This is a genomic window from Salinisphaera sp. SWV1, assembly GCF_052044155.1.
Lineage (GTDB): Bacteria > Pseudomonadota > Gammaproteobacteria > Nevskiales > Salinisphaeraceae > Salinisphaera.
Map to the genome: position 1 here is coordinate 63,255 of NZ_JBQDYE010000002.1, position 23,731 is coordinate 86,985.

The following is a 23,731-nucleotide window of genomic DNA, read 5'->3' on the forward strand; positions in this document are numbered from 1 at the left end:
CGCCGGCCTCAGCCAAACAGTCCATGCAGGAAATAGCCGGCCGCGGGGTCGCTTGCGTTCAGATCGCGAAACACCCAGAGCAGGCGCCCCCGGGGGTCGAAGGCACGGTAGTAGTCGCGCCGCTGCCCTGTATCCCACCAACCGCTTTCAATGCGTTCCGGGCCACTGATCCAGTGCATGGCATCGAGTGCTTCGGGGCCGATGCGTTCGGGCGGATCGAGCAACCACAGCGGCCGCGGCAGAGCATCGCCATCGTCATCGAGCGCGGCTCGGGGCGGTTCGCTGTCGCGTTCGACCGAGGCCTGCTCGGGCCGATGATCGGCAGGTGCATCCAGCCAGCGAACCGCCTGCGGACCGAGACGGGCGCGCAGGCGATCAAGCACCCCCGGCCAGGTCGCGTCGGCACGCGGTTCGCCTTGATGCCAGAACGCATCTTGTCGGTGTTCGGCGGGGCGAAGCCGGTCACTGACCAGGCCGATTTCGGTTACGGGCGCCGCCAGCGTGACGCGCTCGAGGCGTTCGCAGGCCACCCGCTCCAGGTGCCGGGCGTCGTGGGTGGGGGCCGATAACCGTAGCGTGACCCGGGTCGCGGGCCGGCGTTCGTGAACCAGACTCAGGCGCAGTGTCTGTAGCGCACAGTCCGTGCCACGCAGGAAGACCGAAAGCTCTGCGAATATGCGCCGTAGGGTGAAGATGAGACCCGCGGTGCTTTCAACCGCGCCGATGAGCTCGTGATGGGTGCGGTAGCGTGGCGGCCGTTCGTAGAGACGTAGCCCATGAGGCCGGCGTCCTCGCAGTTGCTCCAGATAAAGCAGTGGGGTCTTGCCGAAGCGCCGGACCAGGGTGGACGGCGGCAAGGCCAGAAGTTCGCCGGCCTGCCGAAAGCCGCTGGCCGCGAGCGTGTCACGCGTGGCGGTGTCGAGATCCAGACAGGCAACAGGCAGGGTGGCCAACGCGGCCGCATCGGGGCTGCCGCGGCGCACCCGGCTGAAGGCGAGGGCGGCCTGCGGCGTATCGCCCAGGCCGGCGCGACAAGCGTAATGCATCCATTTCAGGTCGTCGCGAATGGCGGTGAGCAGGGGGCGTCGGCCTCCGAACAGGCGGAGACTGGCGCCGATCTCGATAATCAGTCGGGCGCATTCGATATCCTGATCCTGGATCGCCCAGTGAATCTGGCTGCTGTAGCGCCAGGCCCAGCCGGCCAGCCGGGTCATGGCGGCCGTTTCGGCCGCTCGACTACGCTCATGAAGCGCCGCCTCGGGCAGACGCATTCGCGCATCGGCCAGAGCCATGCCCCGCCTCACGCCATGCGATCGGGCCATGCGATTGGCCGCGACCACCCGCTGGCGCGGGCCGATGGTTTCAACCACAAGCATGGGGCGTTCCTGCGCTACGCCCCGGCAATCCAGTGCCCAATTCGGAAAGCGCAACGCCAGCCACATGGGTTATCGGGTGTGCGAGCAGCCTGGCGCGTTTGGGTTCATTGTGGCCCCCGGGCCTGCGGAGCCGGGGCTGGCCGTGCGCGGTGTGCCAGTCCCGGCCATCGGCGCGCTCTCGCGATTGGCCGCTTCGGCGGGTACGATCGCGCCTTGTACTGGGGCCCATCCGCGGTCGCGTGCGGCCTTCAGGCCGTCAGCGGTTCCGCCGGCAGGGCCCCGGCATTTCAGTACTTCGATTTTCTGTCGCCCGTTTCGGCTCTGGATTGCCAGCCTCAAGGCGGCCGGCGATCGGTGCCGGGCGCAGGCCAGATCGCGATAGACGAAAACGGGGCCGCCGGCTTTTTCGCTGGCCAACTGCAGGCGACGCAATGCCGGCGTATCCAGATTATCGTCCCAGAGCACGAAGGCCACGAAACCGCCGGCCGCCGCCAGCTGCTCGATGCTCCAGACTCTCTCGGCGGTGTCGCGGCAGCGAATGACCGGAACGCGTGCGCGATCAATGCCGGCGCCGTCCAGTGCGGGAGCATTCAGCCGATGCGGCGGTTCGACAAAGACCAGCCGGCTATCGGGCCAGGCTTCCAGCCGGGGTTTGAGCGCCGCGAGAAGCAGGCTGAGTTCGCCCCGGCCGGCGGATTCCACCAGAAATTCCGTGACCGCGGCCAGAGGATAGCCCCCGCCGGGCAGCAGCGCATCGAGCCAGGGCCAGCCGCTCGACCAGGTCAGGGGGGCCGCGGCGCGGCTGGCACGGTGTACGCCGAATCGTTGCCAGCGCGCCTCCAGCGCAGCCGCCGGGCTGTTGTTACTCGGATTGGGTTCACGTGTTTGCATAACTGTATTTATATACAGTTTTAAAGGCGTTGACTAGGGCCTGTTGCAACGTCGGTTCGTGCCCGGGCACGGCGCGGGGATGAGCCGCATCAGGCGATACGGCGAATGGGACAACGCGGCACTGAATTATTAAACCGGTATCAAAACAGCTGAATTCATCAGCTGTTTCCAACGCCTTCAAAAATAAAAGCCCGCGCCTGTCCGTCTTTTATTTTCAAAGGCTTCGCGGCCAATGGCCGCGACGAGCATACGGTCGCATATTCGCGCTATTAACCCGAAAAATCATCTATTTCTGTGCCGGATTAATATCTCCGACACGCAGCGGGGGGATAAGCCAGGGCATTTTGTCCGCCAATGCACGCGAATGAGCGCAAATAAGACGGAAGATCAGGGCGCCGGCAGGCAATGCGTTGGCGCGCGCGGGTATCGCGTGCCAGGGTTGCCAGCCCTTCGAATTGGGAGCCATCCGGGTTTGATCGCCGCCCGCGGCATGATGGCAGCTCCGGCCGCCTTGTCGGCCCCACTTCGGGGCGCAGCGCAACGGCGCGGCGGGTCAAACGACCGCAGGTCCTATGGCTCAGCCTTCATGCTTTCGATGAACTGCTCGAAAGGCATGGGCCGCGCGATATAGTAACCCTGCACATAATTGATGCCGATCCGCTCCAGCGCATCGAGTTGTTCCTTGGTCTCGACCTGTTCGGCCACCGTGCGCAGGCCGACGGCCTGGCTGACCTTGCTGAGTGCTTCGATGATGGAATGTTCGACCGGGTCTTCGGTGAGGTGGCGAACCAGCTTGCCGTCGATTTTCACGAAGTCCGAGGGCAGGTGCTTGAGATAGCTGAACGAACTCACGCCGCTGCCGAAATCGTCGAGCGCGAACCGACAGCCGATCGCGCGCAGGGAGCGCATCAGGTCGGCGGCACGCTGCAGGTTGGTCACGGCCGCGGTCTCGGTGATCTCGAAGACCAGCCGTTTCGGGTCGACGCCCGAGCGGTCGATGCATTCGCGCACGAAGCCGACGAATTGTTCGTCGGTGATCGATTGGCCGGAAATGTTGATGCTGTAGTAGCCGATGCGGGGGCAGTCCGCATCGTACCGGGCGATCAGCTGCAGGGCGTGGTTGATCACCCAGCGATCGATACGCGATGCCATGCTGTAGCGTTCCGCCGTCAGCAACACGTTCTGCGGGGAGATCATCGCGCCAGGGTCGCCCTTCATTCGCAGTAGCAGTTCGCTTCCCATGCGCCAATCTTCGGTTCGGGGCATCAACGGCGCAATGGGCTGGGCGTGCAGAACGAAGCCATGCTCGTCGAGCGCTTCGTTGATCTGTTGCATGCGCTCGATCTCGTAGTCGCGCATGCGCGCTTCATCACTGTTGCGATGATAGACGCGAACCTGGTTCCGCCCCTGTTCCTTGGCCAGATAACAGGCGGTGTCGGCACGCCGCAGCAGTTCGGCGGCGCTGATCGAGTCTTCCCCGACGACGCTCAGGCCGAGGCTTGCGCCGAGACGGAACGCCTTGCCCTCCCATTCAAAGCGAAACCCCTCGAGCCATTGCCGCAGGCGTTCGGCCACCGCCTGCGCGGTTTCCAGGTCGGTTTCCTCGAAGATGATGCCGAACTCGTCCCCGCCGAGCCGGGCCAGGGTGTCGTGGGGTCTGAGTTGGGTGATCATCTGCGACGACAGCTGGCGCAGCATCGCATCGCCGGCATGGTGACCACAGCTGTCGTTGATCAGCTTGAACTGGTCCAGATCAAGATAGCATAGCGTATGCCGGATCTTGTTCACTCGGGTCGTTTCCAGCACCTGTCGGAGCTGGCGTTCGAAGGCGCGCCGATTGAGCAGTCCGGTCAGCGAATCGTGGTTGGCTTGATAGGTCAGCTCACGAGAGACGCGCTCAAGCCGCGTCACGTCGTGCAGCACCACCACCGCACCGATGATCCGGCTCTTCTCGTCGCGGATCGCGGAGACGGTAACCGTCACCGAGCGATAGTCGTTCGGGTCCCGGGTAGGCAGCTGATCGCCCACCAGGGCCAGGGCGTTGGCCCACTCGCGCGAGATGCCGGTCTCGAGACAGTCCGTGACCAGCCCGTCGACGAACTCTTTCTTGTCCGGGTCGAACAATCGACAGACGTTTTCGAAGGCGCGCCCCTGAACCTGTTTCATCTTTCGCGCCAGCATGTGCTGACCGCGCGGATTGACGTAGTCGATCGTACCGCTGGCGTCCGTGGTAATCACCCCGTCGCCGATGGCCGCCAGCGTGACCTGGGCCCGCTCCTTTTCCTGGTTGAGCTGGCGCTGGGTCTCGATCAGGCGCGTGCCATCACGACAGATGCCCTCGCTGCCCACGATCCGGCCTTCGGCGTCGTCGATGCGGCGTGCCGAAACCAGCAACCAGGCAATGCTGCCATCGCTGCGAAACACGCGTGTGGGATAACGCACGATGTTGGCGCTTTGCGTGAGTATCGGCAGATCGGTATCCGGGTCCGCCAGCAGCTGCGCCAGGGAATAACCGCGTAACTCCTGCGGTGTGTAGCCGAGCATGTCCGACACCGAGTCGGTAACCCAGGTCAGGCGGCCGTCCCGGTCGGCGTGATACAACACGTCGGTAACGTTGCGAAGCAGTCGCTGGACCCGCTGATGCCGCACGAGCAGCTTGTCGCGATAATCATGGACTCGCGCGATCAAGGTCTCGATGGCGCCGGTCAGGCGCGGGGCGCGGCTGGCCAGGGCATGATCGAACTGGGGCAGGTCGTCGGCGCTGACATCGACCTGCTCGATCCATTCGGCCAGCGCCGCCGCGCCGCTGACCCGGCTGCGCCGATCCTGGCGCCAGATGATGCACAGCAGAACGATTGCCAGTGCGCAACCGAGCGCCGCGATGAGCAGGGTGATCATGTCGCGACGCGGGGCGCTGAGACAGGCGACGCCGAGCGCCGCGAATTGACTGAACAGAAGAAGACCGAGGCAGCCGTAGAGTATGCGTCGAGTGGCAGGCATGATCGCGCGTGCCCTAGAGAGGGCCGCGACCTACCGGCTGGACGCCGCCTGAACAGGGCGTACGACCACGCTGTCTTGTGAGTCGGGACATTTGGCATCGCAACGGGATCTATGCCGAGCCAGTATACTGAAGGAATCGCAGTATTGCGTATCGGTCTCGATATTCCGACTTTGGGGGGGGCGTGGGGTGACATGACGGATTCTTCTCAGAGTGAAGATGCCCGTGTCAATCGTCACGCGGCGCAACCTAATGACCGGCAGCACCGAAATCTTCGAGAGGCGCTGCTTTTCTACTGGCAAGTCATCCTGCGGCGAGTATGGACGCGGCTGGCCGCCTCGCTACAGCAGAGTGCCACTTATGCCCGCGCCAGCATGGCCACCTTCGCCATCGTGGAGATCATCGGCCAGCCGCTGTACTACTACATCTGGCAGGATATCTATCCGCAACCTTTTGAAAGTGTCTGGCTGCGTTCGATATGCGTTCTGTTCTCGATTCCCATGCTGTTCGAACGTCAACTGTCGAGACATCGCAACATGGAACAGTGGTTGGCGATCTACTGGTTATTCATCCTGCTGTTCCAGTTGCCCTTCTTCTTCGTTCTGATGACGTTGCTCAATCACCTGTCATCCGTATGGGCGCTGTCGACGATGGCGGCGTTAATGCTGCTGGTGATCCTGGTGTTCGACTGGTTGATGACGCTCATTCTGTCGATATCGGGCGCACTGCTGGCCTGGGCTGTTTTTGTCGCCCTGGGCGGGGGGTTCCAGGTCCAGGGCGATATTCCACTCCCGGTACTGGTGTCCATCTATCTCTTCGGACTCGTTGCGGGTAGCGCCTTCAACTACAAATCTGAACTCGTGGCACGGGAGAAACTCGCCGCCATCACCGACGCCGTCGGCACCATGGCCCATGAGTTGCGTACGCCGCTGCTCGGCATACGCAGTGGCGCGCGCGGGTTGAATGCCTATCTGCCGACTCTCATCGAAGGCTATGAACTGGCCCGCCAGCATTCGTTGCCGGTACGCCCGATCCGACAAGCTCATTTTCAGCAGATCCAATCGGTCCTCAACCGTATTCATACGGAAAGCGAGTACACCAGCGCCGTACTGGACATGCTGTTGGTCAACTCCAGCCGTGCCGCCATTGATCGCTCGACCTTCGAATCGGTGTCCATCGCGGATTGCGTCGCCACCGCACTCGAGCGTTATCCATTTCATTCGACACGTGAACGGGACTGGATCGAACGGGCGGGCGGCCCCGATTTCGTGTTCCATGGCTCCAAGCTCTTGATGGTGCATGTGCTGTTCAATCTGCTCAAGAACGCCTTGTATCATCTGGCACGCAAGAACGGGGGGCGTATTGTGATCTGGACTTCCCGCTCCGCTTCCGGCATACATCACCTGCATTTTCGGGACACGGGACCCGGTATACGCCCGGAGGCAGTGCCACGGATCTTCGAGCGTTTCTACTCGGGCATGCCGCGTGGCCAGGGGACCGGGATCGGCCTGGCTTTCGTGCGTCTTGTCATCGACAGCTTCGGCGGGTATATCCGCTGCGATTCGGTGCTGGGCGAATACACTGAATTCATTATGAGCTTTCCGGAGGTCGCCGACGATGGCCACGATTGAACTGGCGCCGTATTTCCACCCGACGCAGATTGTTCTGGTCGATGACGATATCGACTTTCTCGGCAATCTCAGCCTGCAGCTCGATGCTGATCTGGCCTATCTGCTATTCGATTCAACCCATAAGGCGCTGAGTTACCTGAACGGGCGTCAGCCGAATGGCGCCGCGCGCGACCGTTTTTTCAAGGCGCTGCAAAACGGCCACGGCGACAGCGGCGATAACCATCGCGAGTCGCTCGAGCTCGATATCGGCGCCCTGCATCGCGAGATGCAGGCGTCCGACCGCTTTGCCCAGATTTCGGTGGCGTTGGTCGATTACGCCATGCCGCAGATGAACGGGCTCGAGTTCTGCCGCCAGATCAAGGATCCACACGTCAAGAAAATATTGTTCACGGGAGTGGCCACGGAATCGGTGGCGGTCGACGCCTTCAATCACGGCATCATCGATCAGTACATCCGCAAGCATGAGCACGCGGTTTACGACACGCTCAACCAGGCGATCCGTCAATTTCAACAGGCATATATCCGCGATGTGTTCACCGCCGCGGCGGATGTGTTTCCCGTCGACTTGCCCGGCCTACTCAAGGAGCCAGCGGTGGCGCGGCTGATCGAGCGGCTGCGCACCGAGCGGGGGCTGGTGGAGTATTACCTCGCCATCGAGCCCACGGGGTTCGTGTTCGCCGATGCCGCCGGCCGGGTCAAACGGCTGGTCATCCAGAGCCGCGACGAAAGAGCGCGCGAAGCACAGCGCGCGCGCGCTGCCGGCGCTCCGGCACCGATCGTCGACGGCCTGGCGGCGGGCACGCTCATGCTCGACCCCAACAGTTCCGTCTATCATGAACTGGACTGGTCGGCCCATACCGCGCGCGCGGCCGAGCTTGGTGAGGCGGCCGACGATTTACGCTGGAGCCTGTTCGACATGTCCTGTACCACCGACTGTATACAGGCCCGTCCCAGTTACAACGAATTCCTTGAGTGGCTGGACACGGTCGGTTACTCATTAATGTAACCGGTTCATTCCGGCTCGTCGGGGCGTCGTATTGCAATCACGCGTTTTGGCGGGCGTGTGTCTCCTGTCGCCGGTGTCGCGCGCAAACCTCGCGGTCTGGCGGGGCCCGGGCGCGCGCCGCGGGCGGGCGCCAATCCAACGCATTGCGCACGGTGCGGTCGATTGCCCTGCGGATATAAGCGGCAAATGGCGTGCGGCGGCCTCTACCCACTCGCGCCCCAGTCGCCACGCGAAGGCCTCGTCGCACGGGTCGCCCATCGGCCTAGGCATTGATTTGTATGACGATTGCGGAGCCGCGCCCGGCGATTGCAACAAGCCGCCTACAAGGGCTGAAAAAACCGCAGGTGATGCGATTGAGATTGGAGGCAATGCACTGAACCGAGGCCCTTGGGCGCCGATATTGGGTAAGCTGAATCGTGGCTACAGCGGTTAATTTGAAAACCGGGCGATTTTTATAAAAAATTAGGGTACCTCGGTAGCTGTCATGCACCTTCTGAAACAGCTGCGTCAAAATCTATTGTTGTCATTTCCACTCTCATCGTCGAATCAATGAGGCCTCGCATGAACCAGCTCTCCTCCATCAATCACCAGGCTCGCAATACCCGCACCGCGGCCGAGCCGGATTTTCTTTCAGCCCACGTCGATCACTACTATCGTGAGCGCGTCGAAAAGACTTGGCAGGGTGGACACATCATGCACGGGCGTTCCCCTAGCGAGGATGCCGTGATGCTGGTGAGCAACGATTATCTCGACCTGGCTAATCACCCGGACATCCGACAGGCTCAGATCGATACGCTCGACGCCACCGACAACACCATGGTCATGTCCGCCGTGTATCTGCATGGCGACAGTCCGCAGGACGACTTCGAAAACCGCATGGCGAGCTGGATGGCCATGGAGTCCACGCTACTTTGTCAGTCCGGCTATGCCGCGAATGTCGGCCTGATTCAGTCCATCGGCGTTAAGGGCACTCCCGTCTATATCGACATGATGGCCCATGCCTCGCTCTGGCAGGGTATTCAGGCTGCCGGTCTGGAAGCCAAGCCCTTTCGGCACAACAGTCCCGAACATCTGGCGGCGATGATCAAGCGGAACGGCCCGGGCCTGGTGGTCATCGACTCGGTGTACAGCACCAATGGCAGCGTCGCGCCGGTACGCGAAATCGTGGACGTCGCCTCGAAAGCCGGTTGCGTGATCATCGTGGACGAGTCGCACTCGCTGGGCACGCATGGCTGGCAGGGCAGCGGCATGGTCGCCGGGCTGGGTTTGCAGGACAAGGTCCATTTCGTTACTGCCAGCCTGGCCAAGGCGTTTGCAGGCCGCGCCGGCTTGATCGCCTGTAGCGACCGGCTGCGTCAGTTCATCAAGTACAACGCCTTCCCGGCAATCTTCAGTTCGGCCTTGCTGCCGCCCGACATCGCGGCCTTGAGCAAGACCCTCGATCTGATCAAGGCAGCGGATGAGCAGCGCCAGCGACTTTTTGCGAATACCGAGTATCTGAGGCGCAACCTCGACTCGCTGGGCTATAACGTTGAAATCAGCAAGGCCCAGATCATTGCGCTGGAAGCGGGGCGAGAACAGCAGACGATGGTGCTCCGCGACGCGCTGGAATCCCGCGGCGTGTTTGGATCGGTGTTCTGTGCGCCGGCCACCGCGACCAAGCGGTCATTGATCCGACTGTCGATCAACGCCGGCATCACGCGTGAACAGCTCGACCATGTGATCCGGGTCTGTCGCGACATCCGCGAAGAAGTTGATCTGGCAAACTGGCCGTCCACGCGTCGCGCGCAGCGCAACAATACCGTCGAGAGCCTGGCGGCCTGATGTTCGACAGGAAATGACATGACCGACCCCGAGTGGCCGTCGACCTTCGACGGCCACAACGACATGTTGCTGCAGCTCGCCGAGCTGCCGGCGCACGAGGCGATACGCCAATTTCTTGAAGGACGGGCGGAAGGGCATCTGGACTGGCCACGGATGCGCCGGGGGCGATTCGGGGGTGGTCTGTTCGCGGTTTTCGTGCCGCCGGCCAACGACCGATCGCCGCTCGTGCGAACCCGAACGGGATACGACAAGGCACTGGCGCCGGCAATGAGCGCGGCCGAGGCCACGCCGCGCGTCATGACCATGATCTCGCGCCTGTTGCGAATCGAGGCCGCCTCCGAGGGTCGTTTTCGCATCTGCCGAAGCGTTGCGGACATCCGGGCGGCCGAGGCAGAGGGCGCGGTGGCGGCCGTGCTGCACTTCGAAGGGGCGGAAGCCATTGACACCGACTTCGAGGCGCTGGATGTCTTTCATGCGGCCGGCCTGCGCTCCCTGGGCCCAGTCTGGAGCCGGGCGAGTGCATTCGGCGAAGGGGTGCCGTTTCGTTTTCCGTCCGCGCCCGATACTGGCCCGGGACTGACAGAAGCCGGCTTCGCCCTCGTGGCAGCCTGTAACCGGCGTCGTATCGCGATCGATCTGTCTCACCTGAACGAGCAGGGGTTCTGGGACGTGGCCCGCACCAGCGACGCGCCGCTGATCGCCAGCCATTCGAACGCGCACGCGATCTGTCCCCATGCCCGCAATCTGACCGACGATCAGCTACGCGCCATCGCGCGTAGCAACGGCATCGTGGGACTGAATTTCGCCAATTATTTTCTGCGTCCCGATGGCGGGTTGGGCGCGGACACGTCGATCGAGGTGATGCTCGATCATCTGGATCACATGCTGTCGATCATGGGGCCCGATCACGTGGGGCTCGGTTCCGATTTCGATGGCGTTCGCGCGATGCCTGTCCCGATCCGGGATGTCGCCTCGCTACCGGCGCTGCCGCAGGCGATGCAGGCCCGCGGCCATGACGCCGCCACCATAGCAGCCATCAGCCGCGACAACTGGCTGCGCGTGCTTGAAGCGACCTGGGGCGGGTGAATACGACCGGCGCAACCTGTCTGGCATGAACGAAACGGCGGCAGCGGGCCTACATGCTGCGGTCGACGAGTGCGTCGGTCTGTTTCAGCGACTGGGGCCGGCCGAGAAGAAAGCCCTGGGTGTATTCGCAGCGCATGTCGGTGACCAGCTGGAGCTGGGCCGGTGTTTCCACGCCTTCGGCCACGGTGGGCAGATTCTGGCCGTGGGCGAGATCGACGATACTCTGCATGAGTCGATAGCGCTGTGCGGCGCGATCGATCTGTTGCACCACGCTCTTGTCGATCTTGACTGACGAAATCGGCAGTTCGGTCAGATAGGCAATCGAGGAATAGCCGCTGCCGAAGTCGTCGATCGCGATATGAATACCGGTCCGGCGCAGACGCCGCATGGTCTGCGCCGTGGCCTCGAAGTCGGGTATGAGGCTGCGCTCGGTCAGTTCCAGGATCAGGTGATTGCCCGCGACGCCGTGGTCCCCGAGTATCGACGACACCAGGTCGGGGAAATCGTCGCGATAGAACTCGCTGCCGGGAATATTGATGGCGATGTGCGGCGGTTCGGAATGCCTGGTCTGCCAGCGAGCCAGCTGGCGGCAGGCGGTGTCGATGGCTTTGACGACGAGGGCGCGCTTGAGCCGTTCCTGTTGATCGATCAGCGGTATGAATTCCTCCGGGCCGATGGCGCCCAGTTGCGGATCGTACCAGCGCGCGAGCAATTCGAAGGCAACCAGGGTACGGCCGAAATTGCCGAAAATCGGCTGCCAGCAGAAATGCAGTGCATCGTTGACCACGGCGCGCATGAACCGCTCTTGTAACAGCGATTGGCGCTGGGAGCGCTCCGCCATCAGCGGGGTGAACAGGGCGGTCGCGTCGCCCGGACGGCGTCGGGCGTGCGCAAGGCGCGCATTGTTGATCAGTTCCTGGGCCGAGCTTGCGTGATCGGGGAACAGGCTGACACCGGCGGTGGTATTGAACACGAAGTGTATATCGTCGATATCCGCTGCTTGAATCGCCTGCGCGCGCAGCGCATCGCAGCGCCGGCGGATGTCGTCGGCGCTGCCCGTACGATCGAGTACGCCGACGAGGGCCATCTCGGACAATCGCGCGATGTAGATCAGGTCGGTGTTCTTGTCCTGCAGGTCGTTCAGCCAACGGTTAATGAAACGCTGCGTCTGCCCGGCATCATGAACGAGTTTGAATTCCGGGAGGTTGTCGAGCCGCAGATGCAGGATCGCGAGGCGGTGATTGGCCTTCGCCGCAACCGCGAGCAGGCGGTCGACATGTCCATGGATGAGGTCGTGAGGGCCGGCGACGCCCGCCGGGTCGGCTCGGCCCGGCTCGCCGATCGAATGCCCGGCACCACGCGGCCAATCGGGCTGGCGCATCAACTCTGCCTCGACCAGAGCGCCCAGCTCGATGAGGATATCCTGGGCCCGGTCGTCGAAGGTGCGCGGCTTGTGATCGATGACACACAGGGCGCCGACCGCCTGACCTGTGGGGCCCCGTATGGCGCGACCGGCATAGAAGCGAATGTGCGGGTAGCCGGTGACCAGCGAGTTGTCGCGGAACGCCGGGTCCATGGCCGCGTCCTCGACCCGGAATACGAGCGCTTGATTCAGCGTATGACGGCAGAACGGGTTGCCGCGGGCGGTTTCGCACAACTCAAGGCCAAGGTGCGCCTTGAACCATTGGCGGTCGTGATCGATGAAGGATATCAGCGCCGTCGGCACGTCGAAGATTTTCGCGGCAAGCCGCGTCACCCGATCGAAGCGCTCTTCCGGACCGGTATCGAGTATATCCAGAACCGCCAGTTCGGCGAGTCGAAGTTTCTCGTCAGCGATCGAGTCGCTGGAGAAGGCCGCCTTCGGATCCTCGGGGTCGGTCATGTTGGGCTCGTGTCAGAACAGCCGATCGGCGAGGCTCGACTGTCGCGATAATAGCCAATATGTCGGTATCCGCGCTTGATCTGTCAAATACTGTCTGATACAGCGCTTGTCCTGCTGTCATGACAGGGGTCCGGAGGCAGCGGTACGGCATCAAAAAAGCCCCGCCGAAGCGGGGCTCTCCAGGTACCGAACCGGTCGCCGGATCAGGCTGCCTTGGCCAACTGCCGCAGCACGTAGTGCAGGATGCCGCCGTTCTGGTAGTAATCCCACTCCTTGGGCGTGTCGATGCGCACGCGGGCGTCGAATGTCACCGTCTCGCCGGATTCCTTGGTCGCGGTGATGTGCACCGACCCGGCGCCGGAAGTCAGCCCGTCAATGTCGAAGGTTTCCGTGCCGTCGAGGCTCAGCGACTCATGCGAATCGCCTTCGTTGAACTGAAGGGGCAGTACGCCCATGCCCACCAGGTTCGAACGATGGATGCGTTCGAAGGACTCGGCGATCACGGCTTTCACGCCCAGCAGCAGGGTGCCCTTGGCGGCCCAGTCGCGCGACGAGCCCGTGCCGTATTCCTTACCGGCCAGGATCACCAGCGGCGTGCCTTCATCCTTGTATTTCATCGCCGCGTCGTAGATGAACATCTCGTCGCCGGACGGCTGATGCCGGGTCCAGCCGCCCTCGGTGCCGGGCGCGAGCTGATTGCGCAGACGCACGTTGGCGAAGGTGCCCCGCATCATGACTTCGTGGTTGCCCCGGCGCGAGCCATAGCTGTTGAAGTCCGAAGGCGACACGCCCTGTTCCTGCAGGTACTGGCCCGCCGGGCTGTCCTTCGTGATCGCACCGGCCGGCGAGATATGGTCGGTCGTGATCGAGTCGCCCAGCTTGGCCAGGCAACGCGCGCCCTGGATCGCCGGGATATCGTCGACCTCGACGGTCATGCCTTCGAAGTAGGGCGGGTTCTGCACGTAGGTGGAATCGGCGTCCCAGGCGTAGATCTCGCCCTCCGGCACGTCCAGGTTCTGCCAGCGCGAGTCGCCGGCGAAGACGTCACCGTAGCTGTGCTTGAACATCTCGGAGTTCAGCGACGTACCGATGGTGTCGTAGATTTCCTTCTGCGACGGCCACAGGTCCGCCAGATAGATGTCGTTGCCTTCGGCGTCCTGCCCAAGCGGGTCATGGGTCAGATCGGTGTCGATCGTGCCGGCCAGGGCATAGGCCACGACCAGCGGCGGGCTTGCCAGGAAGTTCATGCGGACATCGCCGTGCACGCGACCCTCGAAGTTGCGGTTGCCGGACAGCACCGACGCCACATTGAGGTTGTGTTCGCGCACCGCATCGCCGATCGGCTCCGGCAGCGGCCCGGAGTTGCCGATGCAGGTGGTGCAGCCGTAGCCGACCAGCTGGAACCCGAGCTGATCGAGATCGTCGTCCAGGCCGGCCTTTTCCAGATATTCCGTCACCACCTTGGAGCCGGGCGCCAGCGAGGTCTTCACCCAGGGCTTGACCTGCATGCCCCTGGCCACCGCATTCCGGGCGACAAGGCCGGCCGCCAGCATCACCGCCGGGTTCGAGGTGTTGGTGCAGGAGGTAATGGCCGCGATCACCACCGAGCCATCGTGCAGGTCGAAATCGTGTTCCTTGTAGCTGACCCGGGCGGTGCCACCGACGCTCTGGCTCGGAATGCCGCCTTCGCTTTCTTCCTTGGCCTCGGCCATCGATTTGCCGGCCTTCTCCTCGCGCGCCTCGATGAACGGCTTGACTTCGCGCCGGTAGGTGGCCTGCATGTCGGACAACAGCACGCGGTCCTGCGGGCGCTTCGGCCCGGCGAGCGACGGCTGCACGGTCGACAGGTCGAGTTCCAGGGCGTCGGTGTAGTTCGCGTCCGGCTCGCCGGCTTCACGCCAAAGGCCCTGGGCCTTGGCGTACTCGCGGGTCAACTCGATCTGCTCGGCGTCGCGGCCGGTCAGTTCCATGTAGCGGATGGTTTCCTCGTCGACCGGGAAGATACCGCAGGTCGCGCCGTATTCCGGTGCCATGTTGGCGATGGTCGCGCGGTCGGCCAGGGCCAGATCGGCCAGGCCCTCGCCGTAGAATTCCACGAACTTGCCGACCACGCCCTTGGCACGCAGCATCTCGGTGACCGTGAGCACCAGATCGGTGGCGGTGGTGCCCTCGGCCAGCTTGCCGGTGAGCCTGAAGCCGATGACCTGCGGGATGAGCATGGTGATCGGCTGACCGAGCATCGCGGCTTCCGCCTCGATGCCACCCACGCCCCAGCCGAGCACGCCCACGCCGTTGATCATCGTGGTGTGGGAGTCCGTGCCGACCAGCGTGTCGGGATAGGCCAGCCCGGTATCGGTGTTGCCGAAGACCACGCGCGCCAGATACTCCAGGTTGACCTGATGCACGATACCGGTGTCCGGCGGCACGACCTTGAAATTGTTGAACGCGCCCTGGCCCCAGCGCAGGAACGCGTAGCGCTCCTTGTTGCGGTTGAACTCAAGCTTGGCATTGAGATCGAAGGCCTTGTCCGAGCCATACTCGTCGACCATCACCGAGTGGTCGATGACAAGTTCGGCCGGCGACTGCGGGTTGATCCTGGCGGGGCTGCCGCCGAGGTTCTTCATGGCGTCGCGCATGGCGGCCAGATCGACCACGGCCGGTACGCCGGTGAAATCCTGCAATACCACGCGGGCCGGGGTGAAGGCGATCTCGGTCGCCGGCTCGGCGGTGGCTTCCCACTGCGCCAGCGCCTTGACGTCGTCGGCGGTGACGTTGGCGCCGTCTTCGTGCCGCAGGAGGTTTTCCAGCAGAATCTTCTGAGCGTAGGGCAGTTTCGCCACGCTCGGGAACTGTTTTTCGAGCTTTTTCAGGCTGAAATAGTCGAAACGGCGTCCACCGACGGTGAACTGCGAACGGGTACCAAAACTATCGGTCATGGACCTCATCTCCTGGGCCTGTGGTCTTATGGCGTATGCGTCGCGCAAACGACGAGAAAACGGGCGAAGTATACCGTGTTCATCCGGTCGCCTGCAGGACGGGGCCGGTGGCGGCGCGAAGGCGCGCCCGGGCGCTCACTCGAGTGCGGCGAGCAGGGCCTTGCGACGGAAGAACAGCGATATGAAGCCGCCGCCGCACTGGCGCCACATCACGCCACAGCGGATCGCGGCCAGCAACTGCGTCCGGATACGTCGCTGGATGTATTCATTCTTCAGATACATCGGTTCGCCGTGCAGCATGATCTGCGGTTTCAACGGGCTGATCGTTTCCCGATAGGCGGCGTCGAGGATATCGGCGACGGCGTCGAGCTCGGCCAGACGCGCGCGATCGATCGCGCCGCGAATGCGCCCGAGCGCCTGTTCGTCGTCAAGCACCTTGCCCGAAAGCTTCAGGATCTGGCCGATGTAGCGCGCAACCGCGGCGCCCTTGGCGTCCGGTCGTTGCCCGGACAGTTGCACACGCAGGTAACGAATCCCGTCGGCCACACCGGCACGATCGCCGTAGACATCGATCGCGCTATCGGGGTCGGTGCAGAAGATTGCCTGCGTCGCGCGCTCGAACCGGGCCGGCAGATCGCGCCCCTCGGTCGCCATCTCGTGCGCATAGAGCGTGAACTGGGCCACGCCAGCCAGCGCCAGCACCTGGTTCTCGAGTGTCGCGTTGTGTTGGCTCATGCGGGAAGATCATTCCGTTGGGTCGTGGTGGTGGCGGCGGCGCCGCCGGCGGCCGCTTGAATCTCGGCGCTGCCCAGGCAGTGCGCGCCATCGTAGAACACCACATACTGCCCCGGCGCAATCGCGCGCGGCGGCCTTTCGAAGCGCACGTGCAGGCCGCCGTCCGCGCGCGGCGTGGTCACGCAGTCGATGGCCGCCTGGCGGTAACGCACCTGCGCCGCACAGTGCACCGGCCCGTTGGGCGGCTCGATCAGCCAGTGCGGCGCGCCTGCGACCAGTTCGGTCTGTTCCAGCGCGGGGTGGGCTGCATCCTGGCTCACCCACAGCGTGTCGCGCGCCAGATCCTTGGCCACGACATACCACGGCCCTTCAGCGGCCCCGGCCACGCCGCCCAGCCCCAGACCGCGGCGCTGGCCGATCGTGTAGTAGATGAGGCCCGAATGCTCGGCGATCACGCGTCCGTCGAGCGGCCCGCCGGATACACGCACCGGCCCGGCCCGGCCGGACAGATACTCACGCAAGAATCCTTCGAAATCCCGCTCGCCGATGAAGCACACGCCAGTGCTGTCGGGTTTGTCGTGAACCGGCAGGCCCGCGCGCTTGGCGATCGCGCGCACGTCGGTCTTGTCGATCTCACCCAGCGGGAACAGGGTCCGCGCCAGGGCCTCGATCGGTACCGCGGACAGAAAATAGGACTGGTCCTTGCTCGCGTCGAGCCCGCGCAACAGCCGCGGGTGTTGGCCGCGATGGTCGACACGCGCGTAATGCCCGGTGGCGATCATGTCGGCGCCGAGGCGATCCGCATGATGCATGAAGGCATCGAACTTGATCTCGCGGTTGCAGAGTACGTCCGGGTTGGGCGTGCGTCCGGCCGCATAGCTGGCGAGAAAATACCGGAATACCCGCGACTTGTATTCACGCGAGAAATCGGCTCGATGCAGCGGGATATCCAGGGCGTCGCAAACCGCTGCAGCGTCTTCGAAGTCGTCCGCGGCCTGGCAGCGGCCGGCTTCATCCTCGCTCCAGTTGAACATGAACAGGCCCTCGACCCGATACCCCGCCTCGACCAGCCGGAGTGCGGTTACCGACGAATCCACGCCGCCGGACAGACCGACGATGACGCGCGTATCGGCGGGGTTGTGTTGCATGGTGCTCATGAGCGGCTCGTCATGTGCCGGACCCGATCGAGCGGCATGAGATCGTGCGACTCGAAGTCGTCGATGGACTGCAGCACGAGGGCGCTGCGCAGATCCGAGCGGGCGGCCAGGGCGTCACGCGTCAACCAGTGTGTGGCGATGATGCCGTCGTCCAGCGGTTGCCCGGCGGCATGATCGTCGACGTCACCGGCGAGCGCGACCCGCAGCGTGGTGCGGCCATCGGCGTGCGGCCAGTAGTACATGCCGATGAAGCCGCGGGGGTGGAAGCGCCAGGCGCTTTCCTCGCGCGTCTCCCGGATTGCGGCATCGAGAATGGTCTCGCCCGGTTCCACGTGGCCCGCCGGTTGATTGAGCACACGCCGCCCGTGCGCGAGCTCCTCGATTATGAGGTAGTGCGAGTCGCGTTTCACGATAGCGGCAACGGTAAGTTCGGCATGGACCATGACGGCGGCCTCGGCCGGCGAAATCGAAGCCTCCGATTCTAGCAAAGCCGATTTTTGCGTGGCCAAGCGAGCCGACCCCGGGTATGATGCCGCCATTCGATCCGGAGGCTGAACCACCAAGACCTGTATGTCGCGATTTGCCATGCTTTTCCCCGGCCAGGGGGCACAGTCGGTCGGGATGCTGGCCGAGCTGGGCCCGCAGCACCCGGCGATCCAGCAGACGCTAGACGAAGCCAGCGACGCCCTCGGTTACGACATGGCCGATCTGGTCGCCAATGGCCCGGCTGATACGCTCGATCGTACCGAATACACCCAACCTGCGCTTGTTGCGGCGAGCGTGGCGGTGTGGCGTGCCTGGCGGGCAGCGGGCGGCCCGGCGCCGAGTTTCGTGGCCGGCCACAGCCTGGGTGAGTACAGCGCATTGGTGGTCGCGGGCACGCTCGATTTCGCGGATGCATTGCGCCTGACCCGCCTGCGCGGCCAGGCCATGCAGGATGCCGTGGGCGCTGGCGAGGGCGCGATGGCCGCGGTCCTCGGCTTGTCCGACGACGCGGTCCGCGCGGCCTGCGATGAGGCATCGGCGGCGTTGGCCAGCGATGGCTTGACGGTGTCGGCGGCGAACTTCAACGCCCCCAATCAGGTCGTGATCGCCGGCCACACCGCGGCGGTGGAGAAGGCCTCGGCGCTGGCCAGGGACAAGGGCGCCCGAATGGTCAAGCCGCTGGCCGTCAGCGTGCCGTCGCACTGTGCGTTGATGCAGCCGGCCGCTGACCGGCTGGCTTCGCACCTGGCCGATATACCATTGCGCGAACCGAGCATCCCGGTCTACCACAATGTGGATGCCCGCCCACGCGAGGATGTCGGGGGCGTGCGGCGGGCGCTAGTGGCCCAGCTTGCGCAATCCGTGCAGTGGCGCGAGACCATTCAGCGCCTGGCAGCGGAAAACTGTCATCTTTTCGTCGAATGCGGGCCGGGCAAAGTGCTCACCGGCCTGAACAAGCGTATCGACAAGTCACTGCAGACGTCGCCGTTGTCGAATTCCGACGATTTCCGCGCGGCGCTCGCCGCGGCCGACGATCGCGCCGACGAACGCTGATCGTCCGTCTCTCCATCTTCCGAATCCCAGTTCCAGGCTCGTTATGTCCTCCAATGTTCTGTCCGGCCAAATTGCTCTCGTGACCGGCGCCAGCCGCGGCATCGGTGCCGCCATCGCCGACCGTCTCGCCGCCGACGGCGCGACCGTCATCGGCACGGCGACGAGCGACCAGGGCGCGGCAGCCATCGACGCGCGCCTGGCCGGCCGCGACCCGGCGGGGGCCGGCCGCGTGCTCGACGTCACCGATGCGGCCGCGATCGAGGCACTGGTCAAGGAGATCGGCAAGGATTTCGGCGCGCCGACCCTCGTGGTCAACAACGCCGCCATTACCCGTGACACGCTCATGCTCCGCATGAAGGACGACGATTGGCAGGCCGTCATCGACGCCAACCTGTCGGGCGTCTTTCGCGTATCCCGGGCGGTTCTCAAGGGCATGATGAAGGCCCGTACCGGCCGTATCGTCAACGTCAGCTCGGTGGTCGGGCTGACCGGCAATGCCGGGCAGGTCAATTACAGTGCGGCCAAGGCGGGCCTGCTGGGATTGACGCGCTCGATGGCTCGCGAGGTGGGCTCGCGGGCGATCACTGTCAACGCCGTAGCCCCCGGTTTCATCGAAACCGACATGACGCGGGATCTGCCGGAGGCCACTCGCGAGGCCATGCTCGGCCAGATTCCGCTCGGCCGCCTCGGGGCGGTCGACGATATCGCGTCTGCCGTTGCATTTCTCGTCTCGCCCGCAGCCGGTTATATTACGGGCGAGACGCTGAGTGTTAACGGCGGACTTTATATGGGGGCGTAATCGTCTGGCGAGACGACACCTTTTTCCCTAGAATGGCGCGCGGTTCGCGAGGGCGGATTCGCGCTTCATGAACGCGCACACAAGCAACAGGAGACAACCCATGAGTAGCGTGGAAGAACGAGTACAGAAAATCATTGCCGAGCAGCTGTCGGTCAGCGAAGACCAGGTGACCTCGGAAGCCTCGTTCGTCGACGACCTGGGTGCCGACTCGCTGGATACGGTCGAGCTGGTCATGGCGCTTGAGGAAGAATTCGAAATCGATATTCCCGATGAGGAAGCCGAGAAGATCGTGAAGGTCAAGGACGCAGTCGACTATATCAAGTCGCACGCCGAGGGCTGATAGCCCTGTTGGAGTCGTTGGCCGGCATCATGACCGGCCGGCCGGATTAATGCCGTCCCGTTGTGGACGGCACCATTCGTTGGAGGGGCGTCGTTGAGACAGCGTCGCGTGGTAGTGACAGGCCTGGGGATGATTTCCCCGCTGGGCCTGGACGTGGAATCGACCTGGGCCGGCATTGTTGCCGGCCGTAGCGGGATTACGTCGATCGATAGCTTCGACGTGTCGAAATATCCGACCCGCTTCGGCGGTCCGGTTCGCGATTTCGACGTCACCCGTTATATGTCGCCCAAGGAGGCCAAGCGCTTCGATCCGTTCGTGCATTACGGGGTGGCGGCTGCAGTTCAGGCCATCAACGACAGCGGCTACGAACTGTCCGACGAATACAACGATCGTGTCGGTGTGGCCGTGGGTTCGGGTATCGGCGGCATCGGCACGATTCTCAAGACCTGTGCGAGCTTTTACGAATCGGGTTACAGCCCGAAGAAGGTCTCGCCGTTTTTCATTCCGAGCAGTATCGCGAACATGGCGGCCGGCCAGATCTCGATCCAGCTCAACCTGCACGGCCCGAACATCGCGGCCGTGTCCGCCTGCACGACCGGCGTGCACAATATCGGTCTGGCGGCCCGCATGATCGCCTACGGCGATGCCGAGGCCATGGTCGCCGGCGGTTGCGAGATGGCCGTCAACCCGATCGGGTTGGCCGGCTTCTGCTCGGCCAAGGCGCTGTCGACGCGCAATGACGATCCCGCGGCCGCCAGCCGGCCCTGGGATGCCGACCGCGACGGTTTCGTGCTGTCCGATGGCGCCGGGGTGCTCATGCTCGAGGAGCTCGAGACCGCCAAGGCGCGCGGCGCCAGGATCTACGGCGAAGTCGTCGGCTTCGGCATGAGCGGCGATGCGCACCACATCACCATGCCCAGCGGTCGCGGGTCCAGGCAGTGCATGATCAATGCGCTGGCGGATGCGGAAATGGCCGGCGAGGATATCGATTACATCAACGCCCACGGCACGTCGACCCAGGCCGGCGACGTTTCCGAGAGCCAGTCGATCGAAGCGGTGATGGGCAGCGCGGCGAACAAGGTCGCCGTGAGTTCGACCAAGTCCATGACCGGCCATATGCTGGGCGCGGCGGGCTCGGTCGAAGCGATCTTCACGCTGCTGGCCATCCGCGACCAGGTGGCCCCGCCGACCATCAATCTGGACCACCCGGCCGAGGGTTGTACGCTCGACTATGTGCCGCACACCGCACGCCAGATGAAGATCGACGTGGCGTTGTCGAACTCCTTCGGCTTCGGCGGCACAAACGGCTCACTGATACTCAAGCGTTTCGATTGACCTCGCGGACTCGTCCCGCGGGTCGGGTCGGGGTGGCGCACGATCTGGCCCGGGCGACTCTTGACGCCGGCGATCATGCAGCGCTGTACCGACTGGCGCGCGCCGAACCCGGGTTGTTTCCGGCGTTGCTCGAGTCAAGTGCGGGCGCGGCGGCACAGTCGCGCTACGACATTCTGCTGGCTGATCCCGCCGAGGCGATAACCCCCGAACAATCGGGCTCGCGCTCTGCATTCCTCGATGCCCTCGACGCCTGCGCTCGTCAGGCGAAGACCGCAACCACGGATCTGCCGTTCATCGGCGGCTGGCTGATTTATCTCGGTTACGAGATGGCCGCCGGCGTGGAGCCGGGTCTGGCATTGCCACCCGCGGGCGACGGCCTGCCGACGGCGCTCGCGCTTCGCTGCCACAGCGCGATCATCCATGATCGTCAGCGCGCGACTCTCGAAGTGGTGTCCGAGAATGCCGATGTGGATCGTGTGGCCGCGCTGGTCGCAATGATCGAGTCGCAGGGCGGAACAACAGCGGCCAACGATGTCGCCTACCCGGCGATTCGCTGGCAGGAGGACGCGCCGGAGGACTACCTCGACGCCGTAGCGCGTGCGCGTGAATACATCCGGGCCGGCGACGTGTTTCAGACCAATCTCGCGCGGGCGTGGCATGGCCGACTGGTCGAGGATGTCGCGCCGGGCCATGTTTACACGGCACTCAGGGCCGCCAACCCGGCACCATTTTCCGCGTTGCTGCACTGGCAGGACGCGGCGCTGGTCTGCTCATCGCCGGAGCGACTGCTGTCGCTGCGCGATGGCCGCGCCAGCGTACGGCCGATCGCGGGTACCCGGCGACGACGCCTCGGCCGCGATGCCGAGATCAGCGAGGAATTGATCACCCACCCGAAGGAACGGGCCGAACACGTCATGCTCATCGATCTGGTCCGCAATGACCTCGGGCGGGTATGCCGGCCCGGGAGCATCGCGGTGGACGAGCTGATGGTGGTCGAATCCTACGCACATGTGCATCACATCGTGTCCAATGTATGCGGGCAGCTTGAGGCCGGTGTCGGCCCGGGCGGCGCCCTCAGGGCGGTCTTTCCGGGCGGTACGATCACGGGTTGCCCGAAGGTGCGCTGCATGCAGATCATTGCCGAGCTCGAGCGCACGGGCCGCGGCGCCTACACCGGCAGCATCGGTTATCTGAGTCGTTGCGGTACGCTGGACACGAACATCATCATCCGTTCCCTGACCCAGGTCGGCCGCGACCTGACACTGCGTACCGGTGCGGGCATCGTGGCCGACTCGGATCCGGCGTCGGAGCTGGCCGAAACCCGGCACAAGGCGCACGGCGTACTGCGTGCCTTCCGTGCCGCACAAGCGCGCGCGGTCCATGGCTGACCGGATGTTGATCAACGGTCGACCCGCCACGGCACTGCCGGCCGACGACCGCGGTCTGGCCTATGGCGACGGCATATTCCGAACGATGCGCGTGGAATCGGGGATCGCACTCGCCTGGCGCTTTCACTACGCGCGGCTGGCACACGACTGTGCGGCGCTGGGCCTGGAGACACCGGAACGCGAGCGACTCGAGGCCGATATCCGGGCGCTGGCCGGCGACGGCGCCTCCGGCATCGCCAAGATCGTCATCACCCGGGGCAGTGGCGGGCGCGGCTATGCGCCGGCCGGCCAGCCCGTGCCACGCCGGATCGTGAGCCTGCACCGCGGCCAGCCGGCGGGTATACCCGACGCGCTGGCACTGCCGATCTGTCCCATCGTGCTGGCCACGCCGGCCGTGCTCGCGGGTGTCAAGCATCTCAACCGTCTGGAACAGGTGCTGGCACGTCGCGACTGCGAACGCCGTAACCTCGCCGACGCGGCGATGTGCGACAGTGCCGGTCGCATCGTCTGTACCACTATGCGTAATCTGCTGTTCGTCGACGGCACCGGCGACTGGTGGACGCCAAGGCTGGATCACGCCGGCGTGATCGGAGCCACGCGCGAGCGACTGCGCGCGGCGCTCCCGGCACTCGCCGAGTGCGAGATCACCTGCGCACGCCTGGGGGATTTCGTTGGCGCCGTGGCCTGCAACAGCGTCAGCGGCGCGCTGGCGGTACCCTGCATCGGCGAGCACCGGTTTGCCGAAAGTCGGGCGCTGGCCGATCGCGCGAATGCGCTGCTTGTGAGCAGTCATTAGTTTCAAGGAGTT

18 protein-coding genes are annotated in these 23,731 nt (G+C 64.2%); 10 read left to right on the forward strand and 8 right to left on the reverse strand.

All coding sequences use genetic code 11. From position 1 onward, the window contains the following. Positions 1-8: 8 nt before the first annotated feature. The 3 genes from ACS8YF_RS01495 to ACS8YF_RS01505 all read right to left on the reverse strand — a co-directional run bounded on the left by ACS8YF_RS01495 (position 9) and on the right by ACS8YF_RS01505 (position 5,267). Complete coding sequence (locus tag ACS8YF_RS01495) at positions 9-1,376, reverse strand: Y-family DNA polymerase (protein WP_440848450.1); 1,368 nt, start codon at positions 1,374-1,376, stop codon at positions 9-11. 69 nt (positions 1,377-1,445) lie between these two features. Then, the gene (gene imuA / locus ACS8YF_RS01500; protein ID WP_440848451.1) at positions 1,446-2,267 is read right to left on the reverse strand and encodes a translesion DNA synthesis-associated protein ImuA; all 822 of its coding nucleotides are present in this window, start codon (positions 2,265-2,267) and stop codon (positions 1,446-1,448) included. A gap of 570 nt (positions 2,268-2,837) precedes the next feature. Then, positions 2,838-5,267 carry an EAL domain-containing protein gene (locus ACS8YF_RS01505; protein WP_440848452.1) on the reverse strand — a complete coding sequence of 810 codons (2,430 nt, stop codon included), beginning with the start codon at positions 5,265-5,267 and terminating at the stop codon, positions 2,838-2,840. 192 nt (positions 5,268-5,459) lie between these two features. On the opposite strand from ACS8YF_RS01505, the gene ACS8YF_RS01510 reads away from it, so the two are divergent. The 4 genes from ACS8YF_RS01510 (at position 5,460) to ACS8YF_RS01525 (ending at position 10,812) form a co-directional block, all read left to right on the forward strand. Then, positions 5,460-6,896: a sensor histidine kinase gene (locus tag ACS8YF_RS01510; RefSeq protein WP_440848453.1), complete on the forward strand. Its 1,437-nt coding sequence runs from the start codon at positions 5,460-5,462 to the stop codon at positions 6,894-6,896. After that, on the forward strand, positions 6,883-7,902 hold the full coding sequence (locus tag ACS8YF_RS01515; RefSeq protein ID WP_440848454.1) for a response regulator: 1,020 nt from the start codon (positions 6,883-6,885) through the stop codon (positions 7,900-7,902). The genes ACS8YF_RS01510 and ACS8YF_RS01515 overlap by 14 nt, the downstream gene beginning before the upstream one ends. Positions 7,903-8,463: 561 nt before the next feature. Beyond that, the gene (gene cqsA / locus ACS8YF_RS01520) at positions 8,464-9,726 is read left to right on the forward strand and encodes an alpha-hydroxyketone-type quorum-sensing autoinducer synthase (RefSeq protein WP_440848455.1); all 1,263 of its coding nucleotides are present in this window, start codon (positions 8,464-8,466) and stop codon (positions 9,724-9,726) included. A gap of 18 nt (positions 9,727-9,744) precedes the next feature. Next, positions 9,745-10,812 carry a dipeptidase gene (locus ACS8YF_RS01525; protein ID WP_440848456.1) on the forward strand — a complete coding sequence of 356 codons (1,068 nt, stop codon included), beginning with the start codon at positions 9,745-9,747 and terminating at the stop codon, positions 10,810-10,812. A gap of 49 nt (positions 10,813-10,861) precedes the next feature. Here ACS8YF_RS01525 and ACS8YF_RS01530 read toward each other — a convergent pair whose 3' ends face one another. The 5 genes from ACS8YF_RS01530 to ACS8YF_RS01550 all read right to left on the reverse strand — a co-directional run bounded on the left by ACS8YF_RS01530 (position 10,862) and on the right by ACS8YF_RS01550 (position 17,965). Next, complete coding sequence (locus ACS8YF_RS01530) at positions 10,862-12,694, reverse strand: sensor domain-containing phosphodiesterase (protein ID WP_440848457.1); 1,833 nt, start codon at positions 12,692-12,694, stop codon at positions 10,862-10,864. 203 nt (positions 12,695-12,897) lie between these two features. Then, entirely contained in the window at positions 12,898-15,630 is a 2,733-nt protein-coding gene (gene acnA, locus ACS8YF_RS01535; RefSeq protein WP_440848458.1) for an aconitate hydratase AcnA, read from the reverse strand. 135 nt (positions 15,631-15,765) lie between these two features. Beyond that, positions 15,766-16,365 carry a lysogenization protein HflD gene (locus ACS8YF_RS01540; protein WP_440848459.1) on the reverse strand — a complete coding sequence of 200 codons (600 nt, stop codon included), beginning with the start codon at positions 16,363-16,365 and terminating at the stop codon, positions 15,766-15,768. Continuing rightward, complete coding sequence (gene mnmA / locus ACS8YF_RS01545; RefSeq protein ID WP_440848460.1) at positions 16,362-17,522, reverse strand: tRNA 2-thiouridine(34) synthase MnmA; 1,161 nt, start codon at positions 17,520-17,522, stop codon at positions 16,362-16,364. Before mnmA ends, ACS8YF_RS01540 begins: the two co-directional genes overlap by 4 nt. After that, entirely contained in the window at positions 17,519-17,965 is a 447-nt protein-coding gene (locus tag ACS8YF_RS01550; RefSeq protein ID WP_440848461.1) for an NUDIX hydrolase, read from the reverse strand. The genes mnmA and ACS8YF_RS01550 overlap by 4 nt, the downstream gene beginning before the upstream one ends. Before the next feature lie 127 nt (positions 17,966-18,092). On the opposite strand from ACS8YF_RS01550, the gene fabD reads away from it, so the two are divergent. The 6 genes from fabD (at position 18,093) to pabC (ending at position 23,719) form a co-directional block, all read left to right on the forward strand. Next, positions 18,093-19,061: an ACP S-malonyltransferase gene (gene fabD, locus ACS8YF_RS01555; protein WP_440848462.1), complete on the forward strand. Its 969-nt coding sequence runs from the start codon at positions 18,093-18,095 to the stop codon at positions 19,059-19,061. A gap of 43 nt (positions 19,062-19,104) precedes the next feature. Then, positions 19,105-19,860 carry a 3-oxoacyl-ACP reductase FabG gene (gene fabG, locus ACS8YF_RS01560; RefSeq protein ID WP_440848463.1) on the forward strand — a complete coding sequence of 252 codons (756 nt, stop codon included), beginning with the start codon at positions 19,105-19,107 and terminating at the stop codon, positions 19,858-19,860. Positions 19,861-19,960: 100 nt separating this feature from the next. Then, positions 19,961-20,200: an acyl carrier protein gene (gene acpP / locus ACS8YF_RS01565; RefSeq protein ID WP_109994678.1), complete on the forward strand. Its 240-nt coding sequence runs from the start codon at positions 19,961-19,963 to the stop codon at positions 20,198-20,200. 93 nt (positions 20,201-20,293) lie between these two features. Then, positions 20,294-21,535 (forward strand): beta-ketoacyl-ACP synthase II, encoded by a 1,242-nt coding sequence (fabF, locus tag ACS8YF_RS01570; RefSeq protein ID WP_440848464.1) that lies wholly within the window; start codon positions 20,294-20,296, stop codon positions 21,533-21,535. 32 nt (positions 21,536-21,567) lie between these two features. Next, positions 21,568-22,923, forward strand: coding sequence for an aminodeoxychorismate synthase component I (locus ACS8YF_RS01575; protein WP_440848465.1), 1,356 nt, complete (start codon positions 21,568-21,570; stop codon positions 22,921-22,923). Then, positions 22,916-23,719 (forward strand): aminodeoxychorismate lyase, encoded by an 804-nt coding sequence (pabC, locus tag ACS8YF_RS01580; RefSeq protein ID WP_440848466.1) that lies wholly within the window; start codon positions 22,916-22,918, stop codon positions 23,717-23,719. Before ACS8YF_RS01575 ends, pabC begins: the two co-directional genes overlap by 8 nt. Positions 23,720-23,731: the final 12 nt, after the last annotated feature.

Coding starts and splice junctions, on each gene's coding strand:
- acpP (WP_109994678.1), top strand. CDS start 19,961: ATGAGTAGCGTGGAAGAACGAGTACAGAAAATCATTGCCGAGCAGCTG.
- cqsA (WP_440848455.1), top strand. CDS start 8,464: ATGAACCAGCTCTCCTCCATCAATCACCAGGCTCGCAATACCCGCACC.
- ACS8YF_RS01530 (WP_440848457.1), bottom strand. CDS start 12,694: ATGACCGACCCCGAGGATCCGAAGGCGGCCTTCTCCAGCGACTCGATC.
- pabC (WP_440848466.1), top strand. CDS start 22,916: ATGGCTGACCGGATGTTGATCAACGGTCGACCCGCCACGGCACTGCCG.
- ACS8YF_RS01510 (WP_440848453.1), top strand. CDS start 5,460: ATGACGGATTCTTCTCAGAGTGAAGATGCCCGTGTCAATCGTCACGCG.
- ACS8YF_RS01515 (WP_440848454.1), top strand. CDS start 6,883: ATGGCCACGATTGAACTGGCGCCGTATTTCCACCCGACGCAGATTGTT.
- imuA (WP_440848451.1), bottom strand. CDS start 2,267: ATGCAAACACGTGAACCCAATCCGAGTAACAACAGCCCGGCGGCTGCG.
- ACS8YF_RS01495 (WP_440848450.1), bottom strand. CDS start 1,376: ATGCTTGTGGTTGAAACCATCGGCCCGCGCCAGCGGGTGGTCGCGGCC.
- acnA (WP_440848458.1), bottom strand. CDS start 15,630: ATGACCGATAGTTTTGGTACCCGTTCGCAGTTCACCGTCGGTGGACGC.
- mnmA (WP_440848460.1), bottom strand. CDS start 17,522: ATGAGCACCATGCAACACAACCCCGCCGATACGCGCGTCATCGTCGGT.
- fabD (WP_440848462.1), top strand. CDS start 18,093: ATGTCGCGATTTGCCATGCTTTTCCCCGGCCAGGGGGCACAGTCGGTC.
- ACS8YF_RS01525 (WP_440848456.1), top strand. CDS start 9,745: ATGACCGACCCCGAGTGGCCGTCGACCTTCGACGGCCACAACGACATG.
- ACS8YF_RS01540 (WP_440848459.1), bottom strand. CDS start 16,365: ATGAGCCAACACAACGCGACACTCGAGAACCAGGTGCTGGCGCTGGCT.
- ACS8YF_RS01550 (WP_440848461.1), bottom strand. CDS start 17,965: ATGGTCCATGCCGAACTTACCGTTGCCGCTATCGTGAAACGCGACTCG.
- ACS8YF_RS01505 (WP_440848452.1), bottom strand. CDS start 5,267: ATGCCTGCCACTCGACGCATACTCTACGGCTGCCTCGGTCTTCTTCTG.
- fabG (WP_440848463.1), top strand. CDS start 19,105: ATGTCCTCCAATGTTCTGTCCGGCCAAATTGCTCTCGTGACCGGCGCC.